This is a genomic window from Microbacterium sp. cf332 (assembly GCF_900102175.1).
Taxonomy (GTDB): Bacteria; Actinomycetota; Actinomycetes; order Actinomycetales; family Microbacteriaceae; genus Microbacterium.
In genome coordinates this window covers 553,485-569,161 of sequence record NZ_FNKN01000001.1, presented here as the reverse complement: position 1 = coordinate 569,161, position 15,677 = coordinate 553,485, and the positions used below count along the sequence as shown (strand labels likewise).

The window sequence follows — 15,677 nt, the reverse complement described above, 5'->3', positions numbered from 1 at the left end:
CGCCGTCAGATGTCGACCGACAGGCGGGGGCCGATCGATCGAGAGACGCACGGGTGCATCCGGGCCTCTCCCGTCGTGCCCAGTGAATCCCGATGCTCCGGCGACCCCGCGGTCACGCGCAGCACGCAGGAACCGCACACGCCGCGCAGGCACGAGCCGGGCGCGTCGATGCCCGCGCCGCGCAGGGCCTGCAGCATCGACCATTCCGCGGGGACCGCGACCTCGACCTGCGAGCGCTCCGCGACGACCGTGAAGGGCTGATTCGATCCGAAGACGCGCGGCGCGGGTGCGAAGCGCTCCATGTGGAGTTCTGCGCCGGTCGGCAGGGCGTCGCGCAGGTCGTCGAGCGCATCCGCGAACGGCTGCGGCCCGCACGCGTAGACGGCGGTTCCGGCGGGGAGCGATGCGAGCGCGGCGCGCAGGTCGAGTCGCCCCGCGGTGCGGCTGAGGTGGAGTCGCACGCGGTCGCCGTACGCCGCGAGCTCGTCGGCGAAGGCGACGTCCCCGGCGTCACGCGTCAGGTAGACGAGCCGCCAGTCCGCTCCGGTGGCCTCGAGACGGCGTGCCATCGCGAGGAGGGGCGTGATGCCGATGCCGGCGGCGAGCAGCACGTAAGCGGGTGCGGTCTCGAGGGGGAAGAGATTGCGCGGAGGGCGGACCCACACGCGCCGGCCCGTCCGGAGGTGGCTGTGGATGTAATGCGACCCGCCGCGGGAGAGCGGCTCGCGCAGCACGCCGATGCGATACGACGTCGGATCGGCGGGGTCGCCGCAGAGCGAGTACTGACGCTCCTGCCGCGTGATGAGCTGGAGATCGACGTGAGCTCCGGGCTCCCAGACCGGCAGGTCTTCACCGTCGGGATGCGCGAGGTGAACGCTGACGATCGCCGGCGTCTGGTGTCGGATGTCGCTCACGACGAGCGGCATCATGTCGCTGCGGTCGCGCATTCAGTACAGCACCCGGTTGCCGGTGGCGACCGAGAGGTCGATCGCGTCGCCGACATCGGCACCGAGACCCGACATGCTCGCCCAGATCGCGCCCGAGGTCGGCACCTCGGCAGCCAGGTCCTGCATCTCGGCATCCCAGATGCCCCCGCGCAGCAGCGCACGGCCGCAGTGCAGGTACACCTCTTCGGTGCGCACGACGATCGCGAGCTCGGGAACGGAGTGGTCCTGCTCGAGCATCGACAGCAGGTCGGGGTCGTCGGTGATGTACGCCGTCCCGTTGATGCGGAGGGTCTCGCTCATGCCCGGGACGAAGCACAGCAGGCCGATGTGCGGATTCTCGAGCATGTTCCGGAACGAGTCCACCAGGCGATTCCCGAGGCGGTCTGGGATCAGCAGGGTGCGCCGGTCGAGGGCGCGCACGAAGCCCGGGTAGTCCCCGCGGGGCGAGCAGTCGCAGGCTCCGTCGGCGTCGGCGGTGGCGAGGCACAGGAACGGTGAGTGCGCGAGGAAGCGCAGGCAGTTGTCGTCGAGGTGGTCGAGGATCTTGTCGACGGCCGCCTGGCTCGGCTCGCCCAGCTTGGCCCGGATCCCGGCAAGGTCGACCCGCGTGAATTCGGTGGAGAGCATCCTTCGACGATAAGCGACCTGCCGGGGCGTGCAAGGTGCCGGCGGCACAGCGTTACGCCTGCCGATGTGCCCTCGACACAGTCACCGGCGTCACGGTCAGCGACCGGCTCCGAGCAGACGCACCCGGCAGGCCAGCTCGACGGCGAAACGCACGTCGGGGTCGTCGAGATCGAGCTGCAGCACGTCGCGGATGCGCTTGAGGCGATAGCCCACCGCGTTGGGGTGGAGAGTGAGCTCGCGGCCGGCGTTTGCCAGCGAGTTCCGGTGTGCGAGATAGGCGAGCAGCGTCCGCACCGAGGTCGCTGCGCGTTCGGGGCCGAGCGCGTCGAGCGGGGCGAGCACGTCGCCGAGCAGGCTGCGGCTGATGGGCGAGGCGTAGAAGTCGAGCAGTACGCGTCGCAGTCCTGTCACGTCGGTGAGCTCGACGCCGCCCGGGCGACCTGCGGCGACGGCGGAGTCGGCGGCGATGCGCGCCTCGGCGGCGGACTGACGCAGCCCGACGGCACCGAGCTGCGGTGTGCCGAGCCCCAAGGTGTAGGCCCATCCCGCGCCGGCCAGCCGCCGCGCCTGCCGCTGCAGCCGTTCACCGACCTCGCGCAGGCGACGCTGGTGGTCGCCGGCTCCATGCTCCTCGGTGCTGACGAGAAGCATGTCCTCCTGGATGAAGGCGACGTGCCACATCTCCTCCCGGCCCTCCACCAGCTGCAGGGCGAACAGCTCGAGGGCCGGCTCGACACCGCGCGGCGGCCGAGCGTCGGGATCGCCGCTCGCGGTGGGCTTCAGCCAGCCGACGACGTGCGACAGCGGCAACGGGAACCCGAGACGAGCGGCCTGGCCGACGAACGCCTCGACGCGCGACGACTCTGCGAGCACGAGTTCGACGATCAGGTCGGCCCGTGACTGGGTGGGAGCGTACCGATCGCGCAGCTGGCGTTGCGTCGCGCGCGAGACGAGCGAGGCGACGACCGGTCGCGCGACGTCCGCCGCGGGATCGGGGCGGTCGGCGACGATGCGCCCGATGGGCACCTCGCCGACGCAGACGGCGTCATTGTCGCTCCAGAGCGCGGTCGGGTCCTCGGCGAGTGTGAGCGTCACCCCGAGCGCACGGCCGCCGGCGGCGAGGATGGCGTCGACGGACCCGTCGGCCGATGATGCCGCCGCGGTGGCCTGCTCGATCGCGTACGCGGCTCGGGTCATCGCCTCGGACGCCCCGGCGGACAGCATCCGATCGATGGCGACCGCGAGATCCGACGGCTTCGCCCCGGCGGCGGCGAGCACCGGCACGCGCCCGCGTTCGGCGAGGGCCACCGCGGTCTCGGCGAGCGCGAGGTCGAGGGTGAACACGAGACCGGCCAGTCCCCGTGCGCTCGCGCGCCGGAGGGCGACGTCGAGGCGGTAGGGCGCGGGATTCTCGACGCCGGGGATGATCGCGAGGGTTCCGGGCGCGAGCGAGTCGATCGAGTCGAGGCCCGCGATGTCGACCGCTTCGATGGCCGTGCCGGTGGATGGTCCTGCGGCGAGATCCACGCCCAGTCGCTCGCGTTCGGCAAGGAGGTCTCGGACCGTAAACTGTGCCATGAGCACAAGTGTGCACGATTCTCTGGAGTGCCGACACATTGTCGCTGACGGAGACGCTCCCTACTGTCGGAGCATGACCCACCTCTCCACCCGTATCTCGACGCGCGAACGGCTCCGCTCCGTCCGCGCCGAGGACGTCGCCCCACTCGCCGCGGGATGCGCCGTCTTCGGCACCGGTGGCGGCGGGGCGGTCTATACCTCGCAGCTCGCGACCGAACGGGCGCTCGAGGCCGCGGGGCCGGTCGAGCTCGTCACGGTCGACGAGCTCGACGCCGACGACGCTGTCATCATCATGTCGGGTATCGGAGCCCCGACCGTCGGCATCGAGATGCTGTCGTCGACGAACCAGATCGACGCGCTGCTGGCGGGAGCTGAAGCTGCGGCGGGGCGCCGGATCACGACACTGATGGCTGCGGAGATCGGGGGCAGCAACGGTGTCAGCCCCGTGGGATGGGCCGCACGGCTCGGTCTCAAGTTCCTCGATGCCGACGGCATGGGCCGGGCGTTCCCGGAGGCGACCATGATCGCCATGAACGTCGCCGGCGTGCCCTGCGACTTCGCCGTGATGGCCGATGTCGTCGGCAACATCGTCACCATGCGGACGGTCGACCTGGCGTGGCTCGAGCGGCATGCACGAGCGGTCACGGTCGCCAGTGGCGGCCTCTGCCTGGGGGCGCACTACCCGCTGACCGCGGCGACGGCCCGGGGTGCGGTGATCGAGGGCACCGTCAGCGCGGCGATCCGCGTCGGCCGAGCGCTGCTGTCGGCGTCGGACCCGGTACGGGCTGTCGCCGACGAGCTCAACGCCGCCGTCCTGATCGCCGGCAAGGTAATCGACGTCGCCCGTCGAACCGAGGGCGGGTTCGTCCGCGGATCGGTCACGATCGCCGGTGTGGGCGCCGACCGCGGCCGCCTCCAGCGCATCGAGCTGCAGAACGAGAACCTCATCGTCCTTGAGGACGGCGAGGTGCTCGCGACGGTGCCCGACCTCGTCACCATCGTCGACTCCGAGACGGGACACGCCATCTCGACGGAGATGCTGCGGTTCGGGCAGCGCGTCTCGGTGCTCGCCTGGGCGTGCGACCCGATCTGGCGCACCGAGCGGGGCCTCGAGCTCGCCGGACCAGCCGCCTTCGGGTACGACCTGCCCTACGTCCCGTTCGAGGGGGCGCAGCGATGAACGCACCCCGCACCCTCTCGATCGGCGTCGACGTCGGCGGCACGAACACCGATGCCGTCGTGCTCGACGACCGGGGGACCGTTCTCGCCGCGACGAAGCAGCCCACGACGGCGGACGTGACCGGCGGCATCCGGGCGAGCATCGCCGAGGTGCTGGCGCAGCTCGGCGAGCGGCGCGACGACGTCGCCCGCGTCATGCTCGGCACCACGCACGCCACGAACGCCATCGTCAGCCGTCGCGAGCTGGGGCGTGTCGCGATGGTGCGCCTCGGCGCCCCGGCAGCCACCGAGTACCCGCCGCTGAGCGGGTGGCCCGCCGACCTCACGTCGACCGCCCTCGCCGGTACGGCCATGCTCGGGGGCGGCCACATGGTCGACGGCACGCCCATCGCTCCGCTCGACCGCGACGGCATCCTGCGGTTCCTCGACGGGCTCGGCGGATTCGACGCGGTGGCGGTCGCGGGCATCTTCAGTCCGTCGTTCCCCGACCAGGAGCTCGAGGTCGCCGCGCTGATCCGCGAGCACTCCGGTCCCGACGCGCAGGTGTTCCTGAGCCAGGACATCGGCCCGATCGGGCTGCTCGAGCGCGAGAACGCCACGGCGCTGAACGCCGCGCTGCACGGCGTCGCCCGTTCGGTCACCCGGGCGCTCCTGACCGTCGTCGATGAGCAGGGGCTCGACGCCGTCACCTACTTCGCCCAGAACGACGGCACGCTGATGTCGCTCGACTACGCGGCGCAGTATCCGGTGCTGACCATCGGGTCGGGGCCGGCGAACTCCATCCGCGGCGCCGCCTACCTCTCGGGTGCCGACGACGCGATCGTCGTCGATGTCGGCGGCACGACGTCGGACCTCGGCGTGCTCGTCAACGGCTTCCCCCGCGAGTCGACGCTGCCGCGCGAGATCGGCGGCGTGCGCACCAACTTCCGCATGCCCGACATCCTCAGTCTCGGCATCGGCGGGGGCACCGTCGTCGACCCCGCCTCGGGGCGCGTCGGTCCGGCGTCGGTCGGCTATCGCATCGAGCACGAGGGCCTGCTGTTCGGCGGAGCCACCCCGACGCTCACGGATGCCGCAGCCCTCGCGGGGGCCGCGATCGACGGACGCACGCTGCCGTCGCTCCCCGGCGCGACGCGCTCGGCGCTGCGGTCGGCCCTGACACTCGCGCACGAGCGGCTCGAGGAAGCGGTGGAGCGGCTGTCGCTCGGCCGGCTCGATCTGCCGCTGGTGGTCGTCGGCGGGGGAGCGTTCCTCGTCCCGGACGATCTGCCCGGCGCGGGACCGGTCATCCGTCCTGCGCACGGCGGCGTCGCGAACGCGGTCGGCGCCGCGATCTCGCTCGCCGGCGGGCGCGCGGATCAGATGAGCGACGTCGAGGATCGAGACGCCGCCATCGAGGCCGCTTCGCGGGCGGCGATCGCCAAGGCCATCCAGGCCGGCGCCGACCCGTTGCAGGTCACCGTCGTCGATGTCCTCGAGACCCCGGTCTCGTACACCACGCGTCCCACCGTCAAGGTCTCGGTCAAAGCAGCCGGCCCGCTCGCGCACCTCGGGGCCCACGTCCCCGCCGCGACCTGACAGATCCATTCCGTGCACCAGCAACCCGAGGAGTAATCATGCACCGACGCACCACCCTGCCGGCGGTCCTCGCCGGCAGCGCGATCCTGGCCCTCGCCCTCGCCGGCTGCTCTGGCGGCGGGCAGAGCGGCGACGAGCCCGTCTCGGGCGGCGTGTTCCGACACGCCGTCTACCCCGAGGTGGGGAGCATCGAACCGATGACGGCGAACCAGCCGCAGGAGCTGCAGATCCTGACCTACGCGTACGAGGGCCTCATCTACACCGACGGCGAGGGCGTTGAATACCCCTGGCTTGCCGAATCGTGGGAGATCGGCGAAGACGGCCGATCCGTCTCGTTCCAGTTGAAGGACGGCGTGACGTTCCACGACGGCACGCCCTTCGACGGTGCCGTCGCCGCCGCCAACATCAACTACCACGCCGATCCGGCCAATGCGACGGTGCTCGCCGACGTGCTGCCCGCCGGGCTGACGGCGACGGGCGACGGTCTGACCCTCGACGTGACGGCCGACGCGTCCGACCCCTTCCTCGCGAACATCGTCGGCGACATCTTCATGGTCGCTCAGGCCGGCCTCGACGACCCCTCGAGCCTCGAGGCGGGGTCGAACGGCACGGGCCTGTACCGGCTGACGGGCGTCGCGGCCGACAAGTACACGTTCGAGACGCGGGACGACTACACCTGGGGTCCCGACGGCCTCACCTCCGAGACCGCGGGGCTTCCCGACGGCCTGGAGGTGTCGGTCGTCACCGACGAGTCGACACGCGCCAACCTGCTGCTGGCGGGCAGCCTGAACGCCGCCCAGGTGGAGGGTCCCGACGTCGATCGCATCGAGGCCGCCGGCTACGCGTACGCCGGGCGCATCAACCCCATCGGGCAGATGCTCTTCAACGAGCGGCCCGACCGTCCGACGTCGGACCCCCTCGTGCGCGAGGCGCTCGTCCTCAGCTTCAACCACGAGGAGGCGACGGAGGTCGTCACCGGTGGCCGCCCGTACGAGCTGACGTCGTGGATCACCGACGCGCCCTTCACCTGCTTCAACGAGGAGCCGGTCTGGGACCGTCCCTCGTCCGACCCCGACCGCGCGGCCGAGCTGCTCGACGAGGCCGGGTGGACCGCGGGAGCCGACGGCACCCGCTCGAAGGACGGCACCCCTCTCAGCATCAACTTCATCTACGACGCGGCATCGGGCGGTCACGCCTCGGCCGCCGAGCTCGTGGCGGAGGACTGGGACGAGCTCGGCATCGCGACGAACCTCATCGCGATGGACGGTGCGGCCTGGTCGGAGTACCTCTATGAGACCTTCGACTACGACACCGGGTGGATCCAGATCGGCGTCGGCAGCCCGGTCACGCAGGACCTGTTCTACGGCGGCGCGTTCCCCGAGAACGGCGGACTGAACTTCATGGGCGTCGACGATCCCGAGTACAACGCCTTCGCCGACCAGGCCCGGGCGGCGGCGAGCCCGGAGGCGGCGTGCGAGTCGTGGAACCAGGCCGAGAAGGTCGTGGTCGAGAACTTCCACACGTTCTTGATGGCCGGCACCGAGGCACCGACCTTCATGAACGGCGCGACCTTCGAGATCACCGACTACATCCAGCCCGTCACGATCCGCATGACCGAGTGAGGGATCGGCGATGACCACGACAGCCCACCGGCCGGAGGCGACCGCAACGGCCTCCGCACGGCGGATGCCGCGGGGACCGCGCCTCTCACCGCGCGCCGACTTCGCGCTCCGGCGCACCGGCCGCCTGGTCGTGAGCCTGGCTGTCGTGGTCCTCGCTGCCTTCTTCCTCGTCCACCTCGTGCCGGGCGACCCGGTGCGGGCGGCGCTCGGCCCGACAGCCCCGGCGGCCCTCGTCGAGCGGACCCGCGCAGCGCTCGGACTCGACCTGCCACTGATCCAGCAGCTGGGAGATCACCTCGCTCGTCTCGCACGGGGAGATCTCGGCACCTCGATCCAGACGGGCCTCTCGGTCGCCGACACGATCGCCGCCCGGTTCCCGACCACCCTGACCCTCGCGGCCCTCGGCTTCGCCGTCGCCGTCGTCGGCGCCGTACCGATCGGGATGGGCGCGGCGCTGCTCGCGCGCTCCGGTCGCGGTCGCGCGGCGAACAGCGGGATCGCGGGGCTCCTCGGCGTCCTCATCGCCGTCCCCGACTTCGTCCTCTCGGTCGGTCTCATCGCCGCTTTCAGCATGGGCATCGCGCTGTTCCCGCCCGCCGGGTGGGGCGACCCCGCCCACGTCGTCCTGCCCGTCCTCGCGCTCGCGCTCGGCCCGATGGCGTACCTCGCCCGGATCGTGCAGGTCGAGATGATCCGTGTGCTGGACTCGACCTACATGGCCACGGCGCGGGCCAAGCGCCTGCCGCAGCGCGTCGTGCTGCTGCGACACGCCCTGCCGAACATCGTCACGTCGACCCTGACGGTCGGCGGCCTGCTGCTGTCGGGCCTCGTCGCGGGCACGGTCATCATCGAGACCGTGTTCGCCGTTCCGGGGGCGGGCAACACGCTCATCTCCGCCGTGGGCACGAAGGACTACCCGATGATCCAGGGCATGGTGCTCGTCTACGCCGGTCTCGTGCTCGCCGTGAACCTGGTCGTCGACCTCATCCTCATCACCATCGACCCCCGCACGACGATCGCAGAAGGGTGAGTGCGCCACGATGACGAACACCGTCCCCGGAGGAATCGACCTCGACGCCGTCCCCGTGACCGCGCCCCGGCGTCGACGCCGTTCGCGCTGGGTCAGCGGCACCGGACTGGCCGCGATCATCGGCTCGACCCTGCTGCTGGTGATCGCCGTCATCGGCCCCGACGTGTGGACAGAGCCCGCGACGGCTCGCAACATCGCGGAACGCTGGGCCACAGCCGGCCCCGAGCATCTCTTCGGCACCGACGACATCGGTCGCGACATCTTCGCCCGCGTCATGGTCGCGACCCGTCTGTCGCTGCTCCTGACCGCGGGAGCGACCGCGATCCTCATCGGCGGCGGCCTCGTCATCGGGCTCACCGCCGCCATCCTGCCCCGACGGGCGCGACGCGGACTGATCTGGGTGATGGACATCCTGCTGGCCTTCCCCTGGCTGCTGCTGGTGCTCTTCTTCTCCGTGATCTGGAACGTCTCGGCCGTCGGCGCGATGCTCGCGATCGGGCTCGCCGGCATCCCGAGCATCACCCGTCTCGTCTACAACATGGCCTCATCGGTGAGCGACCAGGATTACGTGCGCGCGGCGCGCGTCATCGGGGTCGGGCCGCTGGGGGTGATGGTCCGGCACATCCTGCCGAACATCGCCAATCCGCTGCTCGTCCAGTCGGCGGCGGCCGCGAGCACGACGCTCCTCTCGTTCGCCGGGCTGTCGTTCCTCGGGCTCGGCGTGCAGCCGCCCGAGTACGACTGGGGTCGGCTGCTCGACGAGGGGCTCGCGCACCTCTACACGAACCCGATGGCTGCCATCGGCCCGGGGATCGCGGTCGTCTTCGCGGCGCTCGTCTTCACGATGATCGCCGAGACGGTCGGGGAGCAGCCGGGACAGGGATTGCGTGCGTTCGCCAAGGCCTCGCGGACGGCCGCGCTCGGACGACGGGACGCTCGTCGGACGGGCGGCTCCGCGGATCGGTCGGCGACGACGCCCCGGTCGACCGAGCGGACGGTGGGCGTGCTGGCCGAGGTACGGGACCTGCGGGTCGCGTTCCCCGACGGGGACGGCGGCATGATCGAGCGCGTGCACGGCGTCAGCCTGCGCATCATGCCGGGCGAGATCGTCGGGATCGTCGGTGAGTCGGGCTCGGGGAAGTCCTTGACGGCCATGGCGCTCGCCGGTCTCCTCGAACGCCCCGCCGTGATCACGTCGAAGCGGCGCGTCTTCGACGGCATCGACCTCGATGGCCGGCTCGGCGCGTCCGAGCGACGCCGCCTCGGTGTGGAGATCGGCGTCGTGTTCCAGGACCCCCTGACCTCGCTCAACCCGGCCCTGACGATCGGCCGGCAGCTGACCGAGGTGCCGCGTCACCACCTCGGTCTGGGCCGCACGGCGGCGCGTCGGCGCGCTGTCGACGGGCTCGAAGCGGTCGGCATCCCCGACGCGGCGGGCCGCCTGCGAGATTATCCGCACCAGTTCTCGGGCGGCATGCGTCAGCGCGCCATGATCGGCATGGCTCTGACCGGCACGCCCCGGCTCATCGTCGCGGACGAGCCGACGACCGCGCTCGATGTGACCGTGCAGCGGCAGGTGCTCGCCGTGCTGCGGCGTGCACAGCGCGCGACGGGTGCGGGCATCGTCTTCATCTCGCACGACATCGCGCTGGTATCGGGCTTCTGCGACCGCGTCGTGGTCATGAGGGACGGGGCGATCGTCGAAGAGCTGCCGGCGGCGCGCATCCGGGAGGACGCACGCCACCCGTACACGAAGGGGCTCATCGCCTGCCTCCCTGACATGCGCACCGATCGCACCCAGCCGTTGCCGGTCATCGGTGTCGCGGTCGATGCTCCGGACGGTACGGCGATCGCGGATGATCCGGCCGACGGCGCGCTCTCACCCGTGGAGGTGGCGCGATGAGCGCTCTGCAGATCTCGGATCTCGTCGTGCGGTACGGGCACCGCGAGGTGGTCTCCGGCGTTTCGCTCGACGTACCGGCGGGACGCACCCTCGGACTGGTGGGCGAGTCGGGGTCGGGCAAGTCGACGGTGGCGAACGCCGTCGTCGGGCTGGCGGCCGTGCATTCCGGCGAGATCCGCGTGCACGGCACGAGCGCGCTCGGGCGCGGCGCGGCGGCGCGTGCGGCGCGACGGCGCCTGCAGCTCGTGTTCCAGGATCCGTTCTCGGCGCTCGACCCGCGGATGTCCGTGGGCGATTCGATCGCCGAGGGGCTCATCGCGAGCCCGCGCTCGTTCACCCGCGCCGAGCGTCGCGTGCGTGTGGCCGAGGTGCTCCGCCAGGTCGAACTCGATCCCGCCCGGGCCGACGAGCTGCCGCGAGCGTTCTCGGGCGGGCAGCGCCAGCGGATCACGATCGCGCGCGCCCTCGCGAGCGATCCCGACATCCTCATCGCCGACGAGGTGACCTCGGCACTCGATGTGTCGGTGCAGGGGTCGATCCTCAATCTGCTGCGCGACCTCCAGCAGCGGCTCGACCTGTCGATCCTCTTCATCTCGCACAACCTCGCGGTCGTCCGGTACATCAGCGACGAGATCTGCGTCATGCGCGCCGGGCGGATCGTCGAGGCGGGGCCGACGGAGCAGCTCCTTTCGAACCCGGCCGCCGCTTATACGCGCGAGCTGCTCGAGGCCGTTCCCGTCCTGGGCCGCCGGATGGAGTTCAGCGAGTGAGCCCCACGTGATCCACGCGCCCTCCGATCTGCTCCCGGCGCTTATCGCGCTCCGGCGCACCCTGCACGCAGAGGCCGAGGTCGGCCTCGTGCTGCCGCGCACCCAGCAGCGGATCGTCGAGGCGCTCGACGGGCTCGGCCTCGAGATCTCGACCGGCCGGCAGCTGACCTCGGTGACAGCGGTCCTCCGAGGTGGCGAGCCGGGCCCGGTCGTGCTGCTGCGCGCCGACATGGATGCGCTGCCCGTCGTCGAGACGACCAGGCTGCCCTTCGCGTCGCCCGACGTCGCGATGCACGCGTGCGGACACGACCTGCACATGGCGGGACTCGTCGGTGCGGCACGGCTGCTGGCCGCACGGCGGGAGGAGCTGGCCGGCACCGTCGTCTTCATGTTCCAGCCCGGCGAAGAGGGATACGCGGGCGGCCGCATGATGCTCGACGAGGGCGTGCTGGATGCCGCGGGGGAGCGCCCGGTCGCGGCGTACGCGGTCCACGTGGACTGCACGACCGCGGGCGGGACCGCCGTGACCCGGGCGGGCGCGATCATGGCGAGTGCCAGCGGGATGCGCATCCGGGTGACCGGCACTGGGGGACACGCCGCCTGGCCCGAGCACGCCGTCGACCCGATGCCGGTCGCCGCCGAGATCGTGCTGGCGATCCAGTCGTTCGTCGCCCGCCGCATCCCCGTGTCGGATCCCGCGGTCGTCTCGGTGACGCGCATCTCGTCGGACTCCGCGGCCGGCAACGTGCTGTCGGCGACCGTCGATATGGAGGCGAATGTGCGCTCGCTGTCGCGCGAGACGCTGCAGCTGATGCGCACCGAGCTGCCGCGCCTCGTCACCGCGATCGGCGAGGCGCACGGGTGCGTCGTCGACGCCGAGTTCATCGACTCCTATCCCGTCACCGTGAACGACCCGGGGGAGACCGACGAGGTGTTCGCGCTGCTCGACGAGGTCTACGGACCGGCCAACGTCGTGCGACTCCCGCATCCGTCGATGGCGTCGGAGGACTTCGCGTACGTTCTCGAGGAGATTCCGGGAACCCTGCTGTTCCTCGGCGTCCGGCCCGCGGAGACCCCCGCGGCGCGGGCGCCCGGCATGCACTCCGCGACCGCCGTGTTCGACGACGGTCGTCTCGACACGCACGCCGTCGTGCTCGCCGAGCTCGCGTGGCGGCGGCTCCTTCGGGCCTGACACGATCGTCACCCCGCCCGGACGGACGGGTTGGACGGCCGCTCCGGTCACCTCGTCGAGCCGCGCCGTCACCTCGTCGAGCGCGTCTCCGAGGCGACGGTGAGATCACACCTGAGCAACATGCTGACGAGTGATCCCCCCGGGGCGCGAATGGTGGTCTGTCCGGCGTCGTCGCCCGGCTTTCGAGTGTCGGGGGATGCGGGCCTGTGGAGAACGGCCGCGGCTCGCCGGCGAGCGCGGGCAGGATGCTGCGGGTGAGCACGACCGTCCCCGCCCCGTCCACCGTCTTCTCCGCCGACTCGGCTGCGGTCGCGCTCGGTTCTCCGGCGCTGACGGCCATTGCGACGCGGGTCCGCGACCGGTTGCGGTCGGAGGGCGTCGACCCGGCCCGACGGCCTGACGAGGCCGAACGTGTTGCGGTCGCAGAGGTGCGACGGCACAACGACGTCGCCCTGGCGCGGGGGCTGACACCCTTCGACGACGAGCCGGCCGCGGTGCGCGGGGTGCTCGCGACCGTCGCCGGCTACGGCCCGTTGCAGGCCCTGCTCGACGACCCGCGGGTCGAGGAGCTGTGGATCAACGCCCCCGACCGCGTCTTCGTGGCGCGTGACGGTCGCAGCGAACGCGTGGCGCTGATGCTGACCGGTGCCGAGGTGCGCGACCTCGTCGAGCGGATGCTGCACGCGAGCGGCCGCCGCGTCGACCTGAGCCAGCCCTTCGTCGACGCCTCGCTCCCCGACGGCTCGCGCCTGCACGTCGTGATCCCCGACATCACGCGGCACTGGGCGGTGAACGTCCGCAAGTTCCTGCGGACGTTCCGCACCCTCGACGACCTCGTGGCCGCCGGTGCCGTCTCTGCGGAAGGGGCGACCGTGCTGCGGACCGCCGTCACCGGCGGGCGGAACATCGTCGTCTCGGGTGCGACGCACGCCGGGAAGACCACGATGCTCGGTGCCCTGATCGCCGCCGGTCGGCCGGAGCATCGCGTGATCACGGTCGAGGAGACGTTCGAGCTCGCCGTCGATCTGCCCGACGTCGTGGCGCTGCAGGCCCGCCAGCCGAGTCTCGAGGGCGGGGGCGAGGTGTCGCTCCGCCGTCTCGTCACCGAGGCGCTGCGGATGCGGCCCGACCGCCTCGTCGTCGGAGAGGTGCGCGGCGCGGAGGCTCTCGACCTCCTGCTGGCGCTGAACACCGGTGTGCCGGCCGCGGCGACGGTGCACGCCAACTCGGCCGCGGACGCGCTCCGCAAGCTGGTGGCGCTGCCGCTGCTGGCGGGGCGCAACATCGACGTCGACTTCGTCCGCGACGCGCTCGCGGCCTCGGTCGATCTCGTCGTGCACTGCGAGATGCTCCCGTCGGGCCGGCGCCGCGTCGCCGAGATCGTCTCGCCGACCGGCGCTGTGACCGACGGGGTCGTCCGCACCCGATCGATCTACCGGGCGTCGGCGTGACGCTCGTCTGGGGCGGGACGCTCGGGACCGGACTCGTCCTCATCGCCGCGCATTGGCTGTGGCCGGCCACGGCGCCGCGCCGCCCGCGACCGTACGCGGCCAGACGCGCGAGACGGCTGCTCGAGGAAGCCGGGCTCGCGCACGCTCCTGCCTCGGGTGTCGTGGCCGCGACGCTCGGGACGGGGATCGTGGGGGCGGCGGTCGCCTGGCTCGTGACGGCGCTGCCGGTGGTGGCGCTGCTGGCGGGAACGGCGGGGATGCTGACTCCCGTGTCGGTGCTGCGTGCGCGCGCCCGGCGACTGCGGCGTGCGCGCCGCGCGCTGTGGCCCGATGTCTGCGACCTCCTCATCGCGTCCGTCCGCGCCGGGATGCCCCTGGGCGAAGCGATCGCCTCCCTCGACGAGGCGGGTCCGCCGCCGTTGCGTCCCGCGTTCCGCGCCTTCGCGCATGACCTCTCCGCGTCGGGCCACTTCGACTCCAGTGCGGCCCGGCTGCAGACGATGCTCGCCGACCCGGTCGCCGACCGTATCGTCGAGACACTGCGGATGGCGCGTCAGGTCGGCGGCACGGAGCTCGTGCCCGTGCTTCGTGCGCTGTCCGCCTCGGTGCGCGCCGATGCCGCCCTGCGAGCCGAGGTCGAGGCGCGGCAGTCCTGGACCCGCGGTGCGGCGGTGCTGGGTCTCGTCGCGCCCTGGGTCGTCCTGACCCTGCTCGCCCTGAGGCCGGAGGGGGCGCGTGCCTACGCGAGCGCGGAGGGAGGCGTTCTCATCCTCGCCGGGGCGGCCGTCTCCTTCGTCGCGTACCGGATCATGCTCCATGTCGGTCGCCTCGCCGAGCCGCGCCGGTGGACGCGATGAGCGCGGTCTCCGATCTGGCTTCGGCGGTGCTGCTCGGCATCTGCCTCGCCGGCGGGCTGGTCGTGATGGCGTCCGCCGTCCCCCGGTGGACCGCTCCGCCCCTGGAACGCCGCATCGCTCCGTATCTGCGGGATGTCGCAGACCCCCTCGGGCTGACCCCGCTGCGTCCGGCCCTCCGGGTTCCGGTGCGGGGTCGGCGGGCATGGGCGGACTGGCTGGAGCGCGCCTCGGACTCGGCGGCGCTCGGAGGCCTGATCGTCCGTGCGGGCTGGACGATGACCCCTGCCGCTTTCCGCGCCCGACAGGTACTCGCGGGCATCGCCGGCCTCGTCGTGGGTGTGGTACTCGCCGTCGCCGGGTCGGTCGCCAGCGCGACGAGTCCCGCGGTCGCGCTCGTCCCCGGCGTGAGCGCTGCCGGGGGAGTCGTCCTCGCCCACCTGACGCTGGTCCGTGCCGCCGATCGGCGCATGCGTCGCATCCGCGAGGAGGTGCCGACCGTGCTGGAATTCCTCGCTCTCTGCCTGTCGGCCGGCGAGAGCCTGACCGACGCGCTCCGCCGGGTCGGCGACGTGGGCGCGGGTGAGCTCACCGCGCACCTCCGCGCCGCCGTGCTTGCGGCAGGCACCGGGTCGTCGCTGGCCGATGCGCTGCGCGACATGGCCCGTTCGCTCGGCGTCGGCAGCATCGACCGCGCGGTCGATCACCTCGTGAGCGCGATCGAGCGCGGTGCGCCGCTGGCTCAGGTGCTGCAGTCGCAGGCTGCCGACGCGCGTGAGGACGCCAAACGTGTGCTCATCGAGCAGGCCGGACGCAAAGAGATCCTCATGCTGCTGCCGCTGGTGTTCCTGGTGCTGCCGCTGTCGGTGCTCTTCGCGGTGTTCCCCGGGATCGTGATGCTGCGACTCGGCGTGTAGGGCCGGTTCGAGGATGCACGAGAGCATGC

At 72.0% G+C, this 15,677-nt stretch carries 13 protein-coding genes; 10 read left to right on the top strand and 3 right to left on the bottom strand.

Translation table 11 applies throughout. From position 1 onward, the window contains the following. Nucleotides 1–5: 5 nt before the first annotated feature. From BLT21_RS02685 to BLT21_RS02675, 3 genes are all read right to left on the bottom strand, one after another. Nucleotides 6–947: a PDR/VanB family oxidoreductase gene (locus BLT21_RS02685; RefSeq protein ID WP_218125704.1), complete on the bottom strand. Its 942-nt coding sequence runs from the start codon at nucleotides 945–947 to the stop codon at nucleotides 6–8. Beyond that, nucleotides 948–1,574 (bottom strand): MSMEG_1061 family FMN-dependent PPOX-type flavoprotein, encoded by a 627-nt coding sequence (locus tag BLT21_RS02680; protein ID WP_176786794.1) that lies wholly within the window; start codon nucleotides 1,572–1,574, stop codon nucleotides 948–950. It lies immediately after the preceding gene. 96 nt (nucleotides 1,575–1,670) lie between these two features. Continuing rightward, nucleotides 1,671–3,152 (bottom strand): PucR family transcriptional regulator, encoded by a 1,482-nt coding sequence (locus tag BLT21_RS02675; RefSeq protein WP_143024931.1) that lies wholly within the window; start codon nucleotides 3,150–3,152, stop codon nucleotides 1,671–1,673. Nucleotides 3,153–3,225: 73 nt separating this feature from the next. Between BLT21_RS02675 and BLT21_RS02670 the strand changes: the two genes are divergently transcribed. The 10 genes from BLT21_RS02670 to BLT21_RS02625 all read left to right on the top strand — a co-directional run bounded on the left by BLT21_RS02670 (nucleotide 3,226) and on the right by BLT21_RS02625 (nucleotide 15,648). Beyond that, on the top strand, nucleotides 3,226–4,332 hold the full coding sequence (locus tag BLT21_RS02670; RefSeq protein ID WP_091498858.1) for a DUF917 domain-containing protein: 1,107 nt from the start codon (nucleotides 3,226–3,228) through the stop codon (nucleotides 4,330–4,332). Beyond that, entirely contained in the window at nucleotides 4,329–5,909 is a 1,581-nt protein-coding gene (locus BLT21_RS02665; protein WP_091498854.1) for a hydantoinase/oxoprolinase N-terminal domain-containing protein, read from the top strand. The genes BLT21_RS02670 and BLT21_RS02665 overlap by 4 nt, the downstream gene beginning before the upstream one ends. A gap of 38 nt (nucleotides 5,910–5,947) precedes the next feature. Beyond that, nucleotides 5,948–7,531, top strand: coding sequence for an ABC transporter substrate-binding protein (locus BLT21_RS02660; RefSeq protein WP_091498849.1), 1,584 nt, complete (start codon nucleotides 5,948–5,950; stop codon nucleotides 7,529–7,531). A gap of 10 nt (nucleotides 7,532–7,541) precedes the next feature. Next, nucleotides 7,542–8,561 (top strand): ABC transporter permease, encoded by a 1,020-nt coding sequence (locus tag BLT21_RS02655; RefSeq protein WP_091498845.1) that lies wholly within the window; start codon nucleotides 7,542–7,544, stop codon nucleotides 8,559–8,561. A 10-nt stretch (nucleotides 8,562–8,571) separates the two neighbouring features. After that, nucleotides 8,572–10,464: a dipeptide/oligopeptide/nickel ABC transporter permease/ATP-binding protein gene (locus BLT21_RS02650; RefSeq protein ID WP_091498842.1), complete on the top strand. Its 1,893-nt coding sequence runs from the start codon at nucleotides 8,572–8,574 to the stop codon at nucleotides 10,462–10,464. Further along, nucleotides 10,461–11,234 carry an ABC transporter ATP-binding protein gene (locus tag BLT21_RS02645; protein ID WP_091498838.1) on the top strand — a complete coding sequence of 258 codons (774 nt, stop codon included), beginning with the start codon at nucleotides 10,461–10,463 and terminating at the stop codon, nucleotides 11,232–11,234. Before BLT21_RS02650 ends, BLT21_RS02645 begins: the two co-directional genes overlap by 4 nt. A gap of 7 nt (nucleotides 11,235–11,241) precedes the next feature. Beyond that, complete coding sequence (locus BLT21_RS02640; RefSeq protein ID WP_176786793.1) at nucleotides 11,242–12,426, top strand: M20 metallopeptidase family protein; 1,185 nt, start codon at nucleotides 11,242–11,244, stop codon at nucleotides 12,424–12,426. Between the two features lie 329 nt (nucleotides 12,427–12,755). Continuing rightward, nucleotides 12,756–13,877 (top strand): TadA family conjugal transfer-associated ATPase, encoded by a 1,122-nt coding sequence (locus tag BLT21_RS02635; RefSeq protein WP_256335960.1) that lies wholly within the window; start codon nucleotides 12,756–12,758, stop codon nucleotides 13,875–13,877. Further along, nucleotides 13,874–14,734, top strand: a complete 861-nt coding sequence (locus BLT21_RS02630; protein WP_091498832.1) for a type II secretion system F family protein — start codon at nucleotides 13,874–13,876, stop codon at nucleotides 14,732–14,734. The genes BLT21_RS02635 and BLT21_RS02630 overlap by 4 nt, the downstream gene beginning before the upstream one ends. Then, a complete protein-coding gene (locus BLT21_RS02625) occupies nucleotides 14,731–15,648 on the top strand; it encodes a type II secretion system F family protein (RefSeq protein WP_091500653.1) in 918 nt (305 codons plus the stop codon). The genes BLT21_RS02630 and BLT21_RS02625 overlap by 4 nt, the downstream gene beginning before the upstream one ends. Nucleotides 15,649–15,677 lie beyond the last annotated feature (29 nt).

Bases quoted from the DNA above. Each gene is read 5' to 3' on its own strand.
- BLT21_RS02655 (WP_091498845.1), top strand. From the start codon at position 7,542: ATGACCACGACAGCCCACCGGCCGGAGGCGACCGCAACGGCCTCCGCA.
- BLT21_RS02685 (WP_218125704.1), bottom strand. From the start codon at position 947: ATGCGCGACCGCAGCGACATGATGCCGCTCGTCGTGAGCGACATCCGA.
- BLT21_RS02650 (WP_091498842.1), top strand. From the start codon at position 8,572: ATGACGAACACCGTCCCCGGAGGAATCGACCTCGACGCCGTCCCCGTG.
- BLT21_RS02680 (WP_176786794.1), bottom strand. From the start codon at position 1,574: ATGCTCTCCACCGAATTCACGCGGGTCGACCTTGCCGGGATCCGGGCC.
- BLT21_RS02675 (WP_143024931.1), bottom strand. From the start codon at position 3,152: ATGGCACAGTTTACGGTCCGAGACCTCCTTGCCGAACGCGAGCGACTG.
- BLT21_RS02625 (WP_091500653.1), top strand. From the start codon at position 14,731: ATGAGCGCGGTCTCCGATCTGGCTTCGGCGGTGCTGCTCGGCATCTGC.
- BLT21_RS02660 (WP_091498849.1), top strand. From the start codon at position 5,948: ATGCACCGACGCACCACCCTGCCGGCGGTCCTCGCCGGCAGCGCGATC.
- BLT21_RS02665 (WP_091498854.1), top strand. From the start codon at position 4,329: ATGAACGCACCCCGCACCCTCTCGATCGGCGTCGACGTCGGCGGCACG.
- BLT21_RS02645 (WP_091498838.1), top strand. From the start codon at position 10,461: ATGAGCGCTCTGCAGATCTCGGATCTCGTCGTGCGGTACGGGCACCGC.
- BLT21_RS02670 (WP_091498858.1), top strand. From the start codon at position 3,226: ATGACCCACCTCTCCACCCGTATCTCGACGCGCGAACGGCTCCGCTCC.